The organism is Algoriphagus lutimaris, assembly GCF_017051705.1.
GTDB classification, from domain to species: Bacteria; Bacteroidota; Bacteroidia; order Cytophagales; family Cyclobacteriaceae; genus Algoriphagus; species Algoriphagus lutimaris.
Window position 1 is genome coordinate 2,200,978 of the sequence record NZ_JAFIDJ010000001.1, and the last position, 19,810, is coordinate 2,220,787.

General features: G+C 37.3%; 18 protein-coding genes. 8 read left to right on the top strand and 10 right to left on the bottom strand.

Annotated elements, in window-relative coordinates; genetic code table 11:
- Nucleotide 1: 1 nt before the first annotated feature.
- Nucleotides 2–1,048, bottom strand: a complete 1,047-nt coding sequence (locus JYB62_RS09015; RefSeq protein ID WP_205645061.1) for an NAD(P)/FAD-dependent oxidoreductase — start codon at nucleotides 1,046–1,048, stop codon at nucleotides 2–4.
- Between JYB62_RS09015 and JYB62_RS09020 the strand changes: the two genes are divergently transcribed.
- The 5 genes from JYB62_RS09020 to JYB62_RS09040 are packed head-to-tail and all read left to right on the top strand — an operon-like array spanning nucleotide 1,047 to nucleotide 8,176.
- Nucleotides 1,047–1,757 carry an MBL fold metallo-hydrolase gene (locus JYB62_RS09020; protein ID WP_243431480.1) on the top strand — a complete coding sequence of 237 codons (711 nt, stop codon included), beginning with the start codon at nucleotides 1,047–1,049 and terminating at the stop codon, nucleotides 1,755–1,757. The two genes, JYB62_RS09015 and JYB62_RS09020, sit on opposite strands and share 2 nt — an antisense overlap.
- Nucleotides 1,754–2,446: a CDP-diacylglycerol--serine O-phosphatidyltransferase gene (gene pssA / locus JYB62_RS09025; protein WP_205645062.1), complete on the top strand. Its 693-nt coding sequence runs from the start codon at nucleotides 1,754–1,756 to the stop codon at nucleotides 2,444–2,446. The genes JYB62_RS09020 and pssA overlap by 4 nt, the downstream gene beginning before the upstream one ends.
- Entirely contained in the window at nucleotides 2,443–5,694 is a 3,252-nt protein-coding gene (gene porU, locus JYB62_RS09030; RefSeq protein WP_205645063.1) for a type IX secretion system sortase PorU, read from the top strand. Before pssA ends, porU begins: the two co-directional genes overlap by 4 nt.
- Entirely contained in the window at nucleotides 5,691–6,902 is a 1,212-nt protein-coding gene (gene porV, locus JYB62_RS09035; protein WP_205645064.1) for a type IX secretion system outer membrane channel protein PorV, read from the top strand. The genes porU and porV overlap by 4 nt, the downstream gene beginning before the upstream one ends.
- A 2-nt stretch (nucleotides 6,903–6,904) precedes the next feature.
- Nucleotides 6,905–8,176, top strand: a complete 1,272-nt coding sequence (locus JYB62_RS09040; RefSeq protein ID WP_205645065.1) for a M16 family metallopeptidase — start codon at nucleotides 6,905–6,907, stop codon at nucleotides 8,174–8,176.
- Here the strand turns inward: JYB62_RS09040 and JYB62_RS09045 are convergent.
- The 3 genes from JYB62_RS09045 to JYB62_RS09055 are packed head-to-tail and all read right to left on the bottom strand — an operon-like array spanning nucleotide 8,173 to nucleotide 10,454.
- A complete protein-coding gene (locus JYB62_RS09045; RefSeq protein ID WP_205645066.1) occupies nucleotides 8,173–9,123 on the bottom strand; it encodes a glycosyltransferase in 951 nt (316 codons plus the stop codon). The two genes, JYB62_RS09040 and JYB62_RS09045, sit on opposite strands and share 4 nt — an antisense overlap.
- A complete protein-coding gene (locus JYB62_RS09050; protein WP_205645067.1) occupies nucleotides 9,110–10,036 on the bottom strand; it encodes a hypothetical protein in 927 nt (308 codons plus the stop codon). Before JYB62_RS09050 ends, JYB62_RS09045 begins: the two co-directional genes overlap by 14 nt.
- Nucleotides 10,029–10,454, bottom strand: a complete 426-nt coding sequence (locus JYB62_RS09055; RefSeq protein ID WP_205645068.1) for a sugar 3,4-ketoisomerase — start codon at nucleotides 10,452–10,454, stop codon at nucleotides 10,029–10,031. The genes JYB62_RS09050 and JYB62_RS09055 overlap by 8 nt, the downstream gene beginning before the upstream one ends.
- A gap of 115 nt (nucleotides 10,455–10,569) precedes the next feature.
- On the opposite strand from JYB62_RS09055, the gene JYB62_RS09060 reads away from it, so the two are divergent.
- Nucleotides 10,570–11,181, top strand: coding sequence for an IMPACT family protein (locus JYB62_RS09060; protein WP_205645069.1), 612 nt, complete (start codon nucleotides 10,570–10,572; stop codon nucleotides 11,179–11,181).
- Here the strand turns inward: JYB62_RS09060 and JYB62_RS09065 are convergent.
- The 3 genes from JYB62_RS09065 to JYB62_RS09075 are packed head-to-tail and all read right to left on the bottom strand — an operon-like array spanning nucleotide 11,171 to nucleotide 14,408.
- On the bottom strand, nucleotides 11,171–11,776 hold the full coding sequence (locus JYB62_RS09065; RefSeq protein WP_205645070.1) for a 3'-5' exonuclease: 606 nt from the start codon (nucleotides 11,774–11,776) through the stop codon (nucleotides 11,171–11,173). The two genes, JYB62_RS09060 and JYB62_RS09065, sit on opposite strands and share 11 nt — an antisense overlap.
- Before the next feature lies 1 nt (nucleotide 11,777).
- On the bottom strand, nucleotides 11,778–13,229 hold the full coding sequence (gene nhaC, locus JYB62_RS09070) for a Na+/H+ antiporter NhaC (RefSeq protein WP_205645071.1): 1,452 nt from the start codon (nucleotides 13,227–13,229) through the stop codon (nucleotides 11,778–11,780).
- Between the two features lie 51 nt (nucleotides 13,230–13,280).
- Nucleotides 13,281–14,408, bottom strand: coding sequence for an NAD(P)/FAD-dependent oxidoreductase (locus JYB62_RS09075; protein ID WP_205645072.1), 1,128 nt, complete (start codon nucleotides 14,406–14,408; stop codon nucleotides 13,281–13,283).
- Between the two features lie 73 nt (nucleotides 14,409–14,481).
- Between JYB62_RS09075 and JYB62_RS09080 the strand changes: the two genes are divergently transcribed.
- Nucleotides 14,482–14,961 carry an Mpo1 family 2-hydroxy fatty acid dioxygenase gene (locus tag JYB62_RS09080; protein WP_205645073.1) on the top strand — a complete coding sequence of 160 codons (480 nt, stop codon included), beginning with the start codon at nucleotides 14,482–14,484 and terminating at the stop codon, nucleotides 14,959–14,961.
- On the opposite strand, the gene JYB62_RS09085 is transcribed toward JYB62_RS09080, so the two are convergent.
- On the bottom strand, nucleotides 14,955–17,120 hold the full coding sequence (locus JYB62_RS09085) for a patatin-like phospholipase family protein (RefSeq protein WP_317194648.1): 2,166 nt from the start codon (nucleotides 17,118–17,120) through the stop codon (nucleotides 14,955–14,957). The two genes, JYB62_RS09080 and JYB62_RS09085, sit on opposite strands and share 7 nt — an antisense overlap.
- 341 nt (nucleotides 17,121–17,461) lie before the next feature.
- On the opposite strand from JYB62_RS09085, the gene JYB62_RS09090 reads away from it, so the two are divergent.
- Nucleotides 17,462–17,959 (top strand): DUF4494 domain-containing protein, encoded by a 498-nt coding sequence (locus JYB62_RS09090; protein ID WP_205645075.1) that lies wholly within the window; start codon nucleotides 17,462–17,464, stop codon nucleotides 17,957–17,959.
- 51 nt (nucleotides 17,960–18,010) lie between these two features.
- On the opposite strand, the gene JYB62_RS09095 is transcribed toward JYB62_RS09090, so the two are convergent.
- Together JYB62_RS09095 and JYB62_RS09100 are read right to left on the bottom strand one after the other, a co-directional pair.
- Entirely contained in the window at nucleotides 18,011–19,012 is a 1,002-nt protein-coding gene (locus tag JYB62_RS09095; RefSeq protein WP_205645076.1) for a DUF6515 family protein, read from the bottom strand.
- Between the two features lie 20 nt (nucleotides 19,013–19,032).
- Nucleotides 19,033–19,764 (bottom strand): DUF2092 domain-containing protein, encoded by a 732-nt coding sequence (locus tag JYB62_RS09100; RefSeq protein ID WP_205645077.1) that lies wholly within the window; start codon nucleotides 19,762–19,764, stop codon nucleotides 19,033–19,035.
- Nucleotides 19,765–19,810: the final 46 nt, after the last annotated feature.

The window sequence follows — 19,810 nt, forward strand, 5'->3', positions numbered from 1 at the left end:
TTTAAATATAATTAAAATACCTTGCTATGTCTACTTCATTGGGTAGTGAAGACTGCCCTTTCAAATAGTCACACATTAATTTACTAAAATAAGGAACTAAAGAAACACCCTTCGCTCCAAACCCATCAAATATGTAAACGCTTTGCTCCTTAGGATGTTTACCCAAAAATGGTTTTCTGTCCTTAGTAGCTGGTCTAATACCTGTTTTATGAGAAATAATTTCCTCTACAGGTAATTTTACTAAAGCTCCTAGCCGCTCTAAAATTTCAGCTTTGGCAGAATCAGTAGGACCTTGATCCAGGTCATGTTTGGTGTAAGTAGAGCCAACCCGGTGAATTCCATTTCCCAGATGAACTCTAAACACGCCCCTATTTACAATATAATCAGGGCAGAAGGCTTGTTTCAATTCCAATATTTCTCCTTTCACAGGTGCAAAAGGCAAATAATTAAAGAACGAAGACTTCATCGCTCCCAAACCATTGCAAAATATGATGGACTTATACTTGATGCCTTTGTATACCCAATGCCCCTCCTCTTTTCTCAATTCATTTTCTTCAAAATATTCCTGCTGAAGCTTCTCAGCAAAATACCTCTGCATGGCATTCAGGAAAACATTTATTTTCAACCAACCCGATTGTTTAAGCAACACCCCTCCAAATGAATCATTCAACGAATCACTTTGGCTCTCGGTATAGATGTCCTTTAAATAAATTTGGAATCCCTCATCAGCACTATGCCCCATCCATTCATTCTGTTCTTCAATGGATAAAAAGGGCCTGTAAATAGGCTGCTCTTCCAAAAAAGATTGGCCGGTTATTTCCTCCAGTCTCTTGTAAAACGAATGAAGTTCAGGAAACAAATAATCTGCATTCCAGGTCTTTACCATTTTTCTCCCCGTCACTGGATTAAACAATCCAGCGGCTACCCTGCTTGATTGATTTCCCGAGGGCTGATCGATAATTCTTATACTTTTACCCGATTCTAATAAACGATATCCTAGGGCTGTTCCAGCTAGCCCTTGACCAATCAGTAAAAAATCAATTTCCATGACTCAAATTAAAGGTATAATTCTTTATTTTGTTGCCTTAGTACAGACAAATCCTATGCTTCACATCAAGTCTTTTACATTTAATCCTTTCCAGGAAAACACCTACCTGCTTTATGATGAATCAGGGCAAGGGGTTATTATAGACCCAGGATGTTATGAAGATTCTGAAAAACAAGAACTTGAGGATTTTATCAGACAAAATAAAATCTCAGTAAAGCAAATCCTAAATACCCACTGTCATATTGATCATGTGTTAGGAAACACCTGGGCAAAACATACTTTTGGCGTTCCCTTACTAATTCATGAAAAAGAAATCCCAGTGATTAAATCTGTGGAAGTGTATGCTCCAAACTATGGATTCCATAAGTACGAAGGAAGCGAACCAGATGGATTTCTTATCGAAGGACATGAAATCACAGTAGGTACTGAAACATTGAAAATACTATTTGTCCCAGGTCACGCACCTGGACATGTAGTATTTTACCATGAGGATTCTCAGCAGGCAATTGCAGGTGACACCCTTTTTAAAGGAAGTATTGGAAGAACAGACCTTCCTGGAGGAAGCCACAACCAATTGATCAGTAAAATCAAGTCAGTATTATTCAGACTGCCAGAGGAAACCATCATTTACCCTGGCCATGGTCCGCAAACAACCATTGGTTTTGAAAAAATCAACAACCCATTCGTGGGACAAAAAGCAATGCTTTGAACATCAAATCACATATCCCAAACACGGTCACCCTTTTAAATTTATTATCAGGTCTGATTGGGATCGTATGGGTATTAGAAGGGAATATTCTTTCTGGGGCCTGGTTTATCTTATTGGCTGCATTTTTTGATTTTATAGATGGATTTGCTGCCCGACTCTTGAAAGTTCAGGGTGAATTGGGTAAACAGTTAGACTCTTTAGCTGACCTTGTTTCATTTGGAGTGCTTCCGGGCTTTATCCTTTTTGCAATGGCCAAGAGTACCAGCCAAATTGAATGGCTACCTTATGGCACTTTAATACTTCCCTTATTTTCCGCATTGAGGTTGGCTAAATTTAATCTAGATGATAGACAATCAGACCGATTTATAGGTGTACCTACTCCTGCCGCTGCATTATTCGTGGCTACCCTTCCGCATTTTGCTATTCAATGGACAAAAATTGGAACAGTAATCACCTCTCCGTTTATCTTGGTGGGAATTGCCCTTATTTTGGCAATTCTGCTAGTTTCTGAAATCCCTTTGATTGCTCTGAAATTCAAATCATTTGCATTTTCTAAGAATATTTTCAGATATGCTCTAATTGCACTCAGTTTCATTCTTTTTGTTTGGCTGGGGTTAGCTGGCATCCCATTGATTATCCTTGCGTATATTGGGTTATCAGTGGTTGAAAATGCAATGAATAGTAAATGAGACTTTTGATAAAAAAGCTTTTATTATTCCTGGCCATAAGCATTTCTTTTACTTGGGATGGATTTTCCCAAAGCCAATTCTATTCAGTTAAAATATCTGATTCAGGAGTTTATAAATTGGACGAGGAGGAAGCTAAGAAGCTAGGAGCAAATTCTTTGTCAGATATCTCCTTCTATGGGTATCCAGGGATGCTTCCTCAGCTACTTCAAGAAGAAAAATTAGACAAACAAGAAATACCGAGTTTCATTCAGAATGGAGTACTTTATATCTACCTAGAAGGTCCCCACATTTTTGAAAAAGGCGATAGCTCCAATTGGGAATATAAGCATCATTTATATTCAGATAGTTTAAGCTATTTAATTGGGGTAGGAAAAAGAACAATGGATGTATCTACTATTGAACTTCCTGAATCAATTTCAGCTTCCAAAACGATCTATCAATTGATTCCATTCAAAGGAGATGATAACAATATTCTTAACTCAGGAAGAACTTGGTATTCGGAAGCAATTTTACCACAAAGCTCGAGAACTATTTCTGTTTTTGAACAGGCAGGAAATTCTGACAATTGGAAATTATTTGGAACCTTAATGAGTAGATCCACTGCTCCTTCTACCATTTCTATTCTTTTAGATGATCAGGAATTGTATAAGGCTTCGTTTGAAGCGATCCCAAATACCATCTATGGAATCAAAGGAATTGAGCATCAGTTTTCTTTTGAATTTCCACCCATGGATGGACGACTGGATCGAATCCGTGCCAGCTTCAAATCTACAGATCAAAGTGCATCTGGATATTGGGATTATATCAGCGTAGGTATCCCATTTTCAAGCCAAACCCTTGAGCCAGGAATTTATTACAATTGGAACAGCGAAAGTATTTCCTTGATCAAAGACCCTAATTTATCTTATTGGGATATAAGTGATTTTTTTAAGCCAAAACGTTTAGAGTTTGCGCTCAATACCCAATTGAGTGCCGACAAATTTATCGCCTTTAATCCAAAAGAAGTACCTACTCTAGACCATTTTGAATCAATCAGCAACCAGTTAACGGAATCCAATAATTCTGCAGAATTAATAATCATTGCACCCAAGACCTTTTCATTTTCCGCTGAAAAACTAAAATCCCACAAAATCGAGATGGGGATTTCTACAGAAGTGGTATTGATCGAAGAGATATATGACCATTTTGGATATGGTAATCAAGATTTGACAGCTATTAGGAATTTTATCGCCAGTAGGTATCATCATTCGAATTCCTTAAAAAATGTATTACTCTTTGGTAAAGGGACATTTGATTACAAAGGTAAATTGGGAGGACGGCCCAACATCATACCCACCTATTCAAGTAGAAATAGCCTAAACCCATTAACTACCTACAGTTCTGATGATTACTTCGGCATATTGGAAATTGGCCAAGGTTTTTGGGGTGAAAGCTCAGAGGAAGATGAAAAGATGCAAATTGGAGTGGGACGGCTTCCAGTTATAAGCAAAGAAGAGGCTTTAGCTGTGGTCAATAAAATCATTACTTATGAAAGCAATCATGAGCCGGGATTTTGGAAAAAGGGTATTTCGCTGTTAGTGGATGACGGAGATAACAACATTCATATGCGGGATGCTGAAAAGCATGCAGGATATTTAGTGGAAAATCATCCCTATATCCAACAAAAAAAACTCTACCTGGACAGTTATGAACAGGTACAGGAAGGAACAAACCAAAAATCTCCACAAGCTATTTCAGCTTTAGAAAGAACATTAGAAGAAGGAACTCTCATTCTCAATTTTATAGGACATGGAAATGAAACCTCATTGACTGCAGAAGAGGTATTTACAGTTTCTGATATTATGGATTGGCCCAAACAAAAGAATCTAGCCCTATGGGTTACCGCCACTTGTGAATTTGGAAGACAAGACAGCCCCTTTTTGAGATCCGCTGCAGAGGAATTACTTATCGCTCCGGACAAAGGAGCCATAGCTGTTTTGAGTACAGGAAGACCCGTATTTTCCAGTGTTAACTTTTCCGTCAATGAGGCTTTTATTCAAGAGGCTTTCCAATCCAATACTTATGGATATCAGGATCTTGGAACGATATTTAAAAACACTAAAAATAATAGTTTAAAGGGCCCATTCAATAGGAATTTCTCTCTTATAGGTGATCCAAGCCTTAAATTGAAGCAGCCTGAGCTTCAAGTGGATTTAATATCCATCGAAGATCTAGCTGGAAACACCCTAAACTCACTTGTATCAGGACAAGCACTCGTATTGAAAGGTGCAATAATTGATCCTGTGAGCGGAGCCAACCAAATTGGTTTCACTGGGAATTTTCAAATAGAAGTTTGGGGTGAACCATCTGATAAAATAAGCATCGGCGATGAAAACCCTCCTTTTCCCTACAACGAATCAGAGGTGCTTTTATTCAGAGGGGAAGGATTTGTTTTGAATGGAGAGCTAACAACTGGAATTTTTATTCCCAGGAAATTAAGTAAAAAGGAACACCCTGCCCGAATCAGAATCATCGCAATGGAGAGCCAATCCAAATTAGAGGCATTTGGAGCAGAGGAGGTTCTTGCGAAAGAATCAGAAGAAGCATTCGTTGATAGGGAAGGCCCTTCCATCCAATTATTATTAAACGGTTTAGATCCTTTATCAAATAGCTTCCCTTCCAAATCGCTTTTTGCTCATATTGATTTACAGGATATGAGTGGAATAGATATCTCAGGGCTATTGCCTGAACATCAACTTTCTGTAGAGATCAATGGAGGTACACCTATTTACTTAAACCAAGAGTTTATTGCTCGAAATAACAGTTTTGAAAGTGGTTATATCGATATTTTATTAGAAGGATTTGTTGAGGGGAAAAATGAGATTCTGATTAATGCTTGGGATAATTTGGGAAATCAAAGTAACTTAAGTGTATTGTTCTTTGTAAAAGGAAGCGAACAGTTGAAAATACTGAACCACAAAACTTATCCTAACCCTACGAATGAGGTCAGTAATTTTATTTTAGAGCATAATAGACCAGGTGAAAATTTTCAAATTACAATTTCAATATTTCAAACTACAGGCCAGGCAATATTTACTGAATCGCTTCGTTTGACCAAGGCATCCGCTAGGATTGATGATTTATCATGGATATTTTTACAAAACCAATCAAAATATCCCACAAAAGGAACTTATATTTACAAATTAACGCTTCAATCTGAAGCCGATAATTCGACGGCAACAGTAAGCGGACAAATCGTTATTAAATGAAAATAATGGCCATTAGAAACAGGATAAACATACTCCTAATAGTTTTTACCCTGGCTAGTTTTACAACCTCTGCTCAAAATAGCAGCATCATATCAGGTCAAGATCCAACTAGGCGGGTAATCACTACGGCTGTGCCATTTTTAAATTTCGCACCTGACTCTCGGCATTCTGCTATGGGGGATGCTGGTGTGGCTACCTCCCCAGATGCTAATTCAGCCCATTGGAATTCTGGTAAACTTGCTTTTGTGGAAGATAAAATGGGGTTTTCATTATCCTACTCTCCATGGCTAGGAAAGCTTGTCAATGATATGTCATTAAGTTATCTGACGGGCTTTGTAAAAATAGATGAGGTTTCTGCATTCGGATTCGAGTTGAGATACTTCAATATGGGAGACATTGAATTGACAGATGGAATGGGGAATCCATTGGGTGAGTTTAACCCTCGGGATATAGCAATTGGAGGAACCTACTCTAGAAAACTGTCTTCTAACCTGGCTTTGGGTATTTCAGCAAGGTTTATCCATTCCAATCTTTCTGGAAATATTTCTTCTTCAGGAGGAAATGAAAGTAGACCTGGAATCAGCGTAGGAACAGACGTAGGACTTTATTATCAAAAACCAATTTTTGCAGGAGCAAAAGAAGGAACCTGGTCATGGGGTGTAAACATTTCCAACATTGGACCAAAAATCACCTACAATAGCGCTGATGATTTAGATTATATCCCCACGAACTTTAGAATTGGAACAGCTTATTCTTTAGATCTAGACCCAATGAATACTCTAACTTTTGCATTGGATTTTAATAAATTATTGGTTCCAACGCCTCCCTATTACCAAACTAACGAAGACGGAACATTGGTAACGGATGAAGATGGTAATTTAGTGATAGCCAAAGGAAAAGATCCTAATCGACCTTTGATTTCAGGAATGTTTGGATCATTTGCAGATGCTCCTGGAGGTTTTTCCGAGGAACTTCAGGAAGTTACAATCTCCTTTGGGGTAGAATATACCTATGCAGAAAAATTCAATTTGAGAACCGGGTACTTTTTTGAAAATCAAAGTAAGGGAGGCAGAAAGTATTTCACCATGGGCTTAGGCTTTGATTTAAAAAGAATTGGATTTGATTTCTCTTATTTAGTTCCTCAAAAGCAAAACCATCCTTTAGCAGAAACGCTAAGATTCTCTCTTCTTTACACCATTCCAAATTAAAAATGCCATTAGATAGGTCCAAAGCTCCTGAATTTAGAATTCCGGAGGATTTTGAACTTACTCCTCCATTTGATACTAAGTTGGATAATGGAGCGAAGTTGTTTTTCAATAACACTCCCAATCTGGATGTTGTAAAAATAGAAGTCATTGGAAAAGGGCGAAAAGCATCTCTCCCATTATCTCATAATCTAATTCCTTCATTCACCTTGATCCTGCTACAAGAAGGACTCAAAGGAATGTCCAGTGAAGAGATTGCAGAATTCTTTGATTTTCATGCAAGTGAAGTGAACCCTATTCTTTCCTTTGCCCATGAGGGTTTAGGGTTGTTAACCACCAAAAAACACTTGGAAAAAGTCCTTCCTATATTTATAAAGTTATTTTCTGAGGCCACATTCCCATTAGATTCGTTGGAAAAGAGAAAGTCACAAAAAAGGCTAGGCTTAAAACTGGAAAAAGAAAAAACTTCTGTAAGAGCCAGCCAGCTTTTCAGAAAGGCTTTATTTGGTCCTGAACACCCCTATGGATTAGAACCAAAAGAATCTCATGTGGATGAAGTCACCCAAGACCGCTTACAATTCTATTACAATGAATTGCTCTGGCAGGGAATAGAAATCTTTATAAGTGGGAATTTTTCAGAACAGGAATTAAAAGGTGTAATAAAAGATCTTTCCAAAATCCCGAATAGAAAACCTACGGAGGAGCTTCTTTTTCCAGAAATCATCACTAATTATCAATGGATAGAGTCGCGTGAATCGGCAGTTCAAAGCAGCATTAGAATGGGAAGTTTTTCCATTCCAAAATCCCACCCTGATTTTATAGGGCTCTCTGTACTTAACACCATTTTGGGAGGTTATTTTGGGTCTCGATTGATCAAAAACATTCGGGAAGACAAAGGACATACCTATGGTATTTTTTCCAGCTTGGCTGAAATTGGGAACTTTGAATATTGGGTAATCTCCGCAGATGTACAAAAGGCATTTTATCAGGAAGTCATTGATGAAATTTACTTTGAAATCAATAAATTGGTAGAAGAACCTGTTGCAAATGATGAATTAGAAGTAGTTCGGAATTACATGATTGGGCAGATGTTGAACCGATTTAGCTCTGCTTTTGATGTAATGGACAGATTTAGAGCGGTTCACCACTCAGGCTTAGATTTATCTTATTATTTCAACAAACTCTCTTATTTAAAAACATTTCAATCTGAGGATTTACTGAAACTCTCCCAAAAGTATTACCAAAATAAAAAGCTAGTTGAGGTAGTAGTAGGTTAACCGATTCTGGTATAAAGCCAAGATAAATCAAACTTAAACCTAGCCCAGAATTTATAGATAACAAATGTTAAACTTTTCAGGTGAATCTCTTCTCCTAAGGCAATAAAACCTGTTGCTACTTCAAAATTTGCAGACCATAAAGCGTGTTTTAATTCGAATAAAATCCGCTTGCCCAAAGCCTCCATTTCCGAAGGTGTTTCGTTCATCTTCTTGATTTTCTTACAAACGATCAAAGTACTTGGAAGCATTTTTGATTCATAAGGAATATACTGTCTGCTGGACAACGAATTAGAAAGCCTACGCTTCAGTACTCCCACATGATCAGAAAATACCAAGGGGTATTTTCTTGCTAGTCGAACTTGGATGTCAAAATCCTCATAGCTTAAATTTTCATCATATCCTCCTTCTTTTATCAGAATAGTCCGATCAAACACAATAGTTGGGGAACATATATAATAGCTTTTTACAAGAATTTCATAGATATGATTTACTTCTATTTCATTGACTAATTCCCCTCCTGTCTTCCTATCATAAAATGTTTTGACTACCCCATCCTCATCCAAAATATAAGCATCTGAAAAAACGAATGCTGCGTCTCTGGAAATCTCCAACATTTCTACCGACAAAGAGAGGTGGTCTGGATAAAGTACATCATCACCAGATAAATCCACCACATATTGGCTGTTCGAGTTCCTAATCGCCTGGTTAAAAAGCATCAAATAAGATTGTGACTCCTCATTAGAAATCAATTCTACCTTCAGGTTTCCCGCACTTTCCTTAATCCACTTTTGAATAACTTGAAGTGAATCATCCGAGCTCCCATTTTCAATAATGATCAACTCCTTTTGAGGATAATCCTGCAATCGCACACTTTCCAAACATTCTTCTATCCAATGTTCATGATTGTAGCATATACAAATCACAGAAACCAACTTACCTCTTCTCATATTTATAGCTTTTTACCCAGGTTTCTTTGTTTGAAATATCATTGGCAAATTTAGATTTAAAAAACATCAAAGGATGGTTTATCTCATCGCCTAAATCCGAGGACCCCAAGTCTATGAATTTGACTTTTTCATCATTAGCCAATTTAAACAGATTTGCCAGCAATAATTCACCTCCATTTTTGAGAGATGAATTAGGATTGATTGCCGAAAGAAAATAATAGATGGAATCCGAGAAAAGTTTAACTGCTAAACAATGAGCAACAGGTGTTTCTGACTCTAGAATACTGATTAAAAAATAACGTTCCGGATATTCTGATACCTGCATAATAATTCTATTATCATCCAACTGAAATTCATAGCCTCGCTCAACATTCCAAAGGCGGATTTCTTTCAAAAAATTAAAATTAGTAATCGAATTAATACTAGCTGAAAAAGCATGGTGCTGATTCATTTTTTTTTGATAACGGGAGTATTCCTGCTGTACCCATTTCTTTATCTTTTTCCGGCCCAAAAAGAATTGGTGGCTCAACATATTCTTTAACTCAAAACCCTGTTTTTGTAAAAGGTAGCCGATTAAATCATGATTTTCTTCATAGGGTTTGGGAGCACCAGTAATTTCTATTTGTGTAACACCTTTATTTTTCAAAGTGTCAAGCACCTTTTGAATAAAACATAACAATGATTCTGAATGTAATTTTTCTAAAATAAATATCCCTCCAAACGGGGTCAAGGGAAGTGAACTTGCTACTAAGTTTGCATCAATCGAAAAAGTAATCCATGCTTTTTTCTTTCCTTTCTTTTCCCAGAAAAAATCTAATGCTTCTACCTTCCCCTTTACTGAAATATTGGATAATAAATAATCCTTTATGAATCTATCTGAAGGTTGAACAATTAGTTCAAATCCTTTACTCATTTCCGTATTGGTAGTTTTCAAAATCTTGTTTATTCCTAATAAAATCGTCCTCAGAAAATGCTTGATCACAGAGTCCAAGTAACACAGAACTCTCTGAAAAAATGATAGAAACCCAATTTAACGGAGGGATATACAACCCAGTTGAAGAAGACTGCAACTTAAATTTTAATATCTCCCCGGTTACATGAGTCACCTCAACTTCTAAAACCCCGGCCATGGCGATGATCACTTGAGATTCTTGAATATGCGCATGATTACCTCTAGTTTCCCCAGCTTTCACATCTGATATCCAAAAGCATCGTTCTATTCCAGATGGAAAGAGCGTGCGATCATCCCAATAATTTAATTTCCCTGTTTCTGACACATGGCCAGGTAAGTCTATTAAGTAAGGTAATTTTTTCGCAATCAATTCTATCATCTTTATAAAATCCCAATTAATTAAAATTAATAGAAATCAGACGGAATCAAGGTTACTGAATAGTTAAATTTCTAATTTAGCCATTCAATAACCTTCAAAAATCACCTCAACCCATATGAATTTAGAGGACTTAGACGATACTTATTTAACCATCAAAAGAACGAGCGAAGGGCTATATAAGGATCGAAGTAGTAAGTTCTTTTACTTTTCTTATCCAGTCAAAAATGAAGATGAAATAAAAGATCACCTTTCTGAATTGAGAAAGACCTATTATGATGCCAGGCATCATTGCTATGCCTATGTACTTGGCAAAGATGCAACCACCTTTCGTGCTGTAGATGATGGAGAGCCTAACCATTCAGCAGGAGATCCAATTTTAGGCCAAATCCGATCAAATAACCTGACCAATATCCTCATCGTGGTAGTTAGGTACTTTGGAGGCACAAAACTTGGCATGAGCGGATTGATTCAGGCATATAAGACTTCTGCAGCATTAGCGATCGAAGAAAATGAGATCATTGAAGAACAAGTTTTATCCTCGGTAGAAATCAAGTTTTCTTATCCAGCAATGAATGAGGTCATGAAATTGGTAAAAACGCATGAATTGGAAATCATCAATCAAGAATTAATGCTGGACTGTAAAATGTCTTTGGAATATAGAAAAGGAATTGAAGAGCAGCTACTAGAAAGTTTAGGAGAAATAGAGTCTCTAGAAATTATTTCTTAAAAAGAGGATCTAAGTAGCCTTCCTCCTTTAGTTTTTCGAAAATCTCCAAACAAGCCCAGGCATCTGTGGCTGCATACCGTTTTTGCTTCTCCGTAAGTTCATCAGCTTCCCAATTTGAAACTTGTTCAGCTTTAGATATTCTGATTTTCAGAACCATCCCGCAAAGATTCCTAACCCCTACATTATGGAATCCTACTTTCTTTAATTCATCATTCAGGTCAAAAAAAGATTGGGGATAAAATGAATCTGTCAATTTAGCCAACCCTTTAATATCATCATGGACTGCTGCTCCAACTTTCACAATAGACTCCTTTTCTAAAATATTTCTCAAAGAATCCGGAAAACTCCCAATATTATTTAGCCTAAATAGAAAAGCTTGAGTTGAAGTGGATAATTGAAGTAAAGCGACCGGGTTAATCACTCCTCTTCTAAAAGCAGGCTTTGTTTCCGTATCAAAACCAATGATCCTTTGCTTCGCTAAAAATTCCGCCGCCTCCTCTACATCCTCCAAATCATCTATTAAAAACATTTCCCCTTCAAATTGACCGAGGGGTAACTGATTAATCTCATCTTTACTTATCCTTAAAGGAATCATACTAAACTTCTTCTTTCTCGTAATACGTTATTCCAATTTTAAGATACCCAAATAAAATGGTCATGAATGGGCTTATAATATTAAAAAAGCAAAAAGGTGCATACGTCAATGTAGCGACTCCTAAAACTGAAGCCTGAGTGGCTCCACAGGTATTCCAAGGTACCAAGACAGAGGTAACCGTCGCAGAATCTTCTAACGTTCGGCTGAGGTTTTCCGGTTTAAGTCCCCTTTTCTTATATACATCTGCGTACATTCTTCCAGGAACCAATATAGCCAGGTATTGATCAGAAGTTGTAATATTGAAAAACACACAGGTCGCAGCAGTAGAAGCGATCAAAGAACCCACTCTATGTACTTTTCTGATGATTGCCTCTGCCAAAACTCTCAACATCCCACTTTCTTCCATAATTCCTCCAAATACCATCGCACAAACAATTAACCAAATGGTATTAAGCATTCCAGCCATTCCTCCAGTTACCAACAATTCATTAACTACATCATTACTGGTGACCACACTTATTTCTCCATATAAAGACATCATTACTGCTTTGAATCCCTGGTAAGCATAAGATCCATCTTCTCCGGCTATCAAGGAGATAATTTGTGGTTGGAAAATCAAAGCAAAAACCCCTCCTAATAAAGCTCCAGTAAGCAAAGCAGGAATTGCTGGCACCTTTTTTATGATCATAACTAATACCACCAAAGGAACTATAAACAACCAACCATTCACATTGAACCGTTCTAAAATTACTGCAGAGATCGCTTTAACATCCTCAACCGAGCCTACTGTTTCATAATTAAAGCCAATCACTATAAATATTATTAAAGTGATTGTGATAGAAGGCACTGTCGTTTTTGCCATGTACCTGATATGGGTAAATAAGTCAGTACCTGCCATCGCAGGAGCCAAATTAGTTGTATCTGACAAAGGAGACATTTTATCTCCAAAGTAAGCTCCCGATATAATCGCTCCAGCAATAATTCCTTCCTCAAATCCCAGAGCCTTGCCAATGCCTAACAGCGCAACACCTACCGTCGCCACCGTGGTCCAACTACTACCTGTAGCGATGGATACAACAGCACTTACCACACAAGCCGCAAAAAGGAAAATGGTCGGATTTAATATTTTTAAGCCATAATAAATCATGGCTGGTACAATTCCACTTAGAAGCCATGTCCCTGCCAGCGCTCCAATTAAGAACAGAATTAATATACTTGACATGGCAGCACTGATACTTTTTACAATACCATCTTGCAAAGTCTCCCACCTAAAGCCTAACCTAACGATCGCGACCAAGGCTGCTACAGTAGCAGATAATATCAATACAATTTGGTTGGAACCAGATAGTCCATCCGTTCCAAAAACCTGGATATTTAAAACAAGTAATACTATTAAAAAAATTAAGGGGATAAGGGCGTCAAAAACCTTTGGGGCACGTATAGTTCCTTCCATTAACAGCTGGTTTGTGAATTTAAGTGTTGAATCTAATCAAAAAATATGATTTTATTTTTTGGAAATCAGTTTTGCAAGCTCTTTTCCTACTTGCCAACCGATCGCAACCCCCATCCCTCCTAGCCTTACTGCAACGCTTGTTTTTTTTCCTACTTCCTGAATAATAGGGGTTTTCTTTTCTCCAAAAGCCATAATTCCTGTCCATTCCTTTTGCCAGATAATTTCTTTATCGGGAAAAATCACCTCATGCGCTAACTTATTCAGGTGAGATTTTATTTTTTGATTGATTTCAAAAGCCGTACTATTCTCCCCTTCAAAATCTATATTTCGAGCTCCCCCCAACAATAACCTTCCATCTACCTTGCGGAAATAAACATAACCTTTATCCATATGAAAACTTCCTTTCCATGGAATTTCAAAATTTAGGGGTTCTGAAACCATTACCAACCCTCTACCAGGCTCCAAAGTTGTATCGGGCAACAATTGTTTGGTAAATGCATTGGTACAAATAGCCAATTCTTTTCCTTTCATTTCAAATTGTCCATTATCCCAATTGTTCTCCACCGAGATAGTACCCAAATCTAGATCTATACTTCTGACATTTAAGCCACTGATAATTCTCACTCCCAATTTTCCCGCCAGCTTCCACAAGCTGCTTAGGTACATCCCTGGGTCAAGTTCACCTTCAAATTTATTTTGGATCACCATTTTCATCCTGGAAGAAAATCCTAAACGATCATGATTGGAAACGATGGAGAACACCTCTTTTTTAAAAAGAGGTTGAAGCATTTTATTAATCTCTTCAATTCGATCAGCAGCCATCAATTGGCTTTCCTCCAAGAGCTCAAATCCATTAGATGCCTGATAATTTAAAGCCTTGTCACCAAATTTCTCTCGAATTTGTAGGAGTCCTCGGTACCTTTTTTTAACCAATCCCAATACCTCAGCTTGAGTCATATTCTCTAAATCATCCAATATTTCGGTTAGGCTACCAAAACAAGCAAAGCCGGCATTTTTTGAACTAGCTCCGCTTGGGAATGCTCCTCTTTCAAGCACCGCTACTTTTGCTTTGGGATGTTTTTTTTGATAATGAATTGCAGTAGAAAGCCCCACAAACCCGGACCCAATGACAACCAAATCGTATTTTAAAAAATTTTTACTCTCCCAGTAGCTAAACATTTCTTTTTTCCTCCTTAAATGATCAATTGATTTATTAATTTGATGAATCTTGTTGATAAATTCCCAAAATACCATGAGAAAAATAGATGCATTATTGACGGAGTACGGTTTAAGCCATCAAAACCAAACCAATAAATTTATTCATTGGATCTGCGTACCATCCATATTTTTCAGTATCGTAGGATTAATCTATGCTATCCCTTCCGAAAGCTTACATGACTTTGCTCCATTTTTAGAAGACTTTGCCAATTGGGCCACATTGGGTTTGGCAATTGTCTTGGTTTATTATGTTTCTCTTTCCCCTCCGCTGGCACTAGGAATGTTTTTCTTTTCCGCCATTTGTTTGGCTTTGGCTAATTTTCTCAGTTTGGAATTCCCGGGGAAATTATGGCTTATCAGTTTGGTTATTTTTGCGATTGCTTGGGTATTTCAGTTTTGGGGACATAAAATTGAAGGAAAGAAACCATCCTTTTTAAAAGACATCCAATTCTTATTGATTGGTCCTGCGTGGCTGATGCACTTCATATACAAGAAAATTGGAATCGCCTATTGAATTGAATCGGTTGCCAGAGTATTGTGTGAATCTTCAAAAATCTCTTCCAATTTTTTTAGGCTTTGCTGATTTTTTAAAGTATAAATACTTGAAAGAATAGACTTTTTTTCTCTTGCTGTTAATCTCCAATTCAAAGAGGCTCGCTGCATGGTTTCCTGACTACCACTCAATTCTCCTGGCTGTACCTTTTCAGGCGCATATTCAAATTCAACTTTTTCCAGATCAAAAGGCATTGACTCATCCATGTAATTAAACAATACTTCATTTTGAATGGTCTGTACATTATCCCAATTCGAATAAATATTTTTTAGAGGGATAAAAATTTTCTCCAAAATTTTCGAAGGATCGGTAGGTGGTATCTCTGTGGACTTTTCAGAATCCCGAATTGTAATTAACACCACCCCAGAAGTATTTTCTGAAATCCAATTTTGAAAAACGTATATAAATCGTAACGCGTCTTGAATCCCAAAATTATCTGCCAAGCCAGTGTCCATCGTCTCCATTTCTGGAATGGAAGGCAATTGGACATTTGGAGTAATAAAAGGAAAGGTAGCACTCATTCTCAAGGCGGATAAAAAACGAAGATTTTCCGGATCATGATCATGAAAAAAACGAACAAAATCGATGGATTGCTTTTTTTCACCTTTTCCACTTTTACCAAGAACTGATGTTCCAAGGTAAGACATGGAGTTAGGAGAAATCACCAATTTTCTCCCATCATTGGTGATCAAGGATGTCACTGGCAACATTGGAATTTGAGCCGATTGTTCAGGCTCTTTGTAAGCTGAGATCGGTTTATCCATCACTCCTTCTGTATTAAGATTTAGTTGATTTTCAAAAGCAAATCCTCTGTCTTTCAAATGCCTGTACCCTCTATATTCAAAATATTGATTTCGAATTAATAAATCATTGACCAAAAGGGTGAAAATGATTGGGTTTAGATTATCTGCAGAAATTTGATCCAAGTATTTCGGATCCATCGGTTTAACTGTAGAGTCCGATTGAGATCGAAGATAAATCTCCCTAAAAAAAGCCTCTCCTATCACCCCTCCCGAGGCTCCAGTAAACAATTCCGTATGTTGGATGACCTCCCCCTGTTGAATATTATAAATGGACTGAAGAACATGAAAAGTCCAAAGCGAAGCTCTTTGTCCTCCACCACTTGCAGAAACAATAACTAATTTTGGTTTTTCCTCTGCTGGAAATTTGTTTTTCCAATTTGTCAACGTTTTGATGGTCCTCGCTCGATCTTTGGCCACAGTATCAGGATGTAAAAGTTGATCAAGTCTTTGTAAATTATACAAGGCAGGTTTGACAGAATAATTGATTCCGAATGCCTCATGGGGTCTATTCAAAAAAGAAAAATTAGAAAAATAGTTGACCAGAAACAACATAGCGATTACTGCTACCGTCGACCATTTTCTAAGCCAAAAACTTACTGCTCCCACCAGCATGACAAGGATGGCCAATAGGAGTGTCACACTCATTGCTGCGGGAAATTGAAGGATCGGATTTTCTTTAAAAACCCCTAAAAACAAAACAAAAAGTATAAGAAATACCTGAATCAAAAATAGATTAAGGTGATTTTGATCAAATACTCTAAGCAATTTTGTTCCTTCGAATCTAGAAATATCGGGACGAACCTTTTCAAATTTTAAGTTCAAATTCAGGTAGTATAAGACCTTATCTTGTTTTGACTTCAATTCTTTATACTGACTGATTACATTGGCCCGAGTGAACCTGACTTTTCGAAGCCGCTTATCCACCGAGCCGGCAAAAAGAATAAAAAAGTCCTTATTAGTAAATGAAAAATAACCAAAAATCAGTGCATAAGACAATAAACTTCCACCCGCAAAACCCAGGAAATAATAAAAGACAAACCATTCTGAAGATAAATCATTCCCTAATTGAAATGTGATAAATTTGATGCAGTAAATAGAATAAAATATAAAAGGGACGATGAAGTTATTTATACAGAAATGAATAAAGGGTTTGGAAAGAACAGCCAAAAATTTGAATTGGCTTCCATCCATGATATAGGTAGTCATGTGGAAAGCCATGGTCAATACTGCAAAACCTATCCCCATCATCATAAAGCTTACCCAAGATACATGATGCAAGTATTCTGGATCTAGAAAAAGAAAAGGGATCCCTAACATTACCCCAAACTTTTCTAAAATAATCCCCGAGAGTACCACCCAAATAAAAATAAGAGCTAGATTTTTTCTGAGATGTAGAAGTAAAAGTTGTACTGGAAAACTATACCAAATTTTTTCTCGCATACTTTACTATTTGTTTTCAATTTACAGCTTTTATCAAACCTGAACCAATTCCATGGGAAAAGGAAAACCTAAATTCTGGATTAAAAAAAAATTCAACTGTATATGATTTATTTTCAATCACTTAATCTAACATCAAAATAAATAGGAAGTACTTTTAACATGAATTTCATGGTTGTTCAAATGATAAGATTTAGATTCACGATTCAAAATAATGAATGATGAGAACTTGGTTTTTGTGTAAAGTAAAATATGCGAAGGAGAATGAAGAAGGGTTGTTAAAAAACATCTCTGAACAGTATTTGGTAGATGCTGTATCATTCACAGAAGCAGAAGCAATAATATATGACCGTTTAGGCTCCCAAATCAGAGGAGATTTTCAAGTTACTAGCTTAAGCAAGAGTAACATTGTGGATGTCTTTTTCTTTGAGGATGCCGATATCTGGTATAAGTGTAAAGTGTCCTATCTAGTTTCTGATGGAGAGAGCGGTAAGGAGAAAAAGGTAACTCAGTATATGATTGTGACGGCCTCTGATGTCAAAGAAGCTTATGATAGAATACAAGAAAGCTTAAGCAATATGTTGGTGAGTTTTAGAGTTCCTGATATCGTGGAAAGCCCGATTGTAGAGGTGTTCCCTTATGAGAAAGATGAGTTAGCTGAGCAATTGCCTGAAGGTAATTTCAAGCCACTCTCTGAGGTTCAGGAAACTGAAGATTAAAAATAAGGGCCTTGACATATCAAGGCCCTTATTTATTTCATAAAATTAAGTTCACTCCTCCACTTCTTCAACCTGAACTATCTCATACATATCTTTTCCATCTTCTTGCACAGGCATATAATATGTGTCTCCTATTTTGACATATGTTTGATCTCCGACTTTCACCTCTTCCCCTCCTTCAGGTAAAGCGTCCACAACTGCCCCTGCTGGAGGCGGAACTACCGTATAGCCACCATCACTTTTCTCGTAAAAGGTCCCTCCGTAGTAATAATTGTTTACAGTCGGGCTAACTTCTACCTCTTTTGATTCTTTAGGTATTACTTTCACTGTGGCCCCCTGAGGAGCTTCCACTACTACATATCCATCATCTGTTTCCACATAAAATACTCCTTCATTATAATTATAATCCTGATTTTCAATAGATACTATGATCGCTGTTGTTGCAAGAGCAGCTACAAAAAATCCCCATGGATGCCAAACTGGCCCCCAGTAATAGGGCCTGTAGGGATGATAATAATAGGGTCTAAACCAACTAAAACCGTATCCACCCCAGATATACGGGGGTCTAGGATAAGGTCTATATGGTGGCCTGTAGGGACGGTAATTCCGAACATGATTATTTCGGACATTGACATTGTTCCTATTGATCGTAATATTATTGTTTATGGTATTTCGATTACCTCCTCCTCGATTATCGGAAGGATTATTTCGAATATTGGACACCTTGCTATTGTTTGCCCTGTCTCTGGTTACTTTATTGGCTCCCCCATTTAAGGTCGGACGGGAACTGGAGTTTTTTGGGTGAATATTATCCCGGCTACTCATATTAGGTCTTGAAGAAGGACTGGTAGAGGGTCTTGTAGCTGGCCTAGTAGAAGGTCTTGAAGGAGGTCTGCTCATCTCCCTTGATGGTGCTTGCCTAGTTGTGGCAGGTCTAGCTCCCGCTCTTCCAGCTCCTGCTCTCACCCTTTGTGCCTGGGCTAAGTCTGAAATGAAAACCATACCAATTAATCCAACACCCAAAACCCATAATTTAATTCTTAACTTTTCCATTGCTCGATTTCTTTAACAAGTTAGTTCTGTCTCATCCAAGTAATTTGCTTTGCACTTGGTGGGGGAGAAAATTCAAATATGGAATCTGGATAATCTTGATTGATTTCCCAATCCGAAAAGTCCGTTTCATGCTGATTCGCATAAGGCCCATCAAAATAGGTAATTAGCGTTTTGATTGGTAAAAAATAAGAATCATCAGAAATCCATATTTGTACAGTAATCGACTCATTACTTCCAGCTATATGAAAGGCTCTCTTCCCTTCGACTTGCGCTATTCCCAAAAATCCTACATAGTCCATTTGTTCTGTAAAATCTTTTGAAAAGCTAGGGTATAAAAAGTCAGCTGTAGTTAATTCAATCCCAAAATCGGTATATAACCAATCAATGGTTTCAATCAAGTTATCAGGTGCATCAGCTACGGTATAGATATTATTTTGGTAAGAATAATAAATCACCTGCTCTCCATTATAGGAGTATAAATCCTCTTTATTTTCCCCATGAATCCGGGCTGAAAGTTTATTAGGACCCTCAATTTTCACATCGCTACTTGAAAAAACCTTGATGAAAAAATCCTCTGCATAAACCAGATCCCTTGAAACAGTGGAAGTAAATCCCAAACTTTTCAATTCCCCGAAAACGGAACTCATTCTATCCAAGATAATTACCGCAGTGGTATCTATGCTTTTCTCTTGAGCTTTAGCCATTTCGAAAACCAGTAAAAGCATTAGCCCAAAACATAACTTTTTCAACATATTACTTGATTTAAACATGAAAAATAAAATCAAGATAAATATTCTT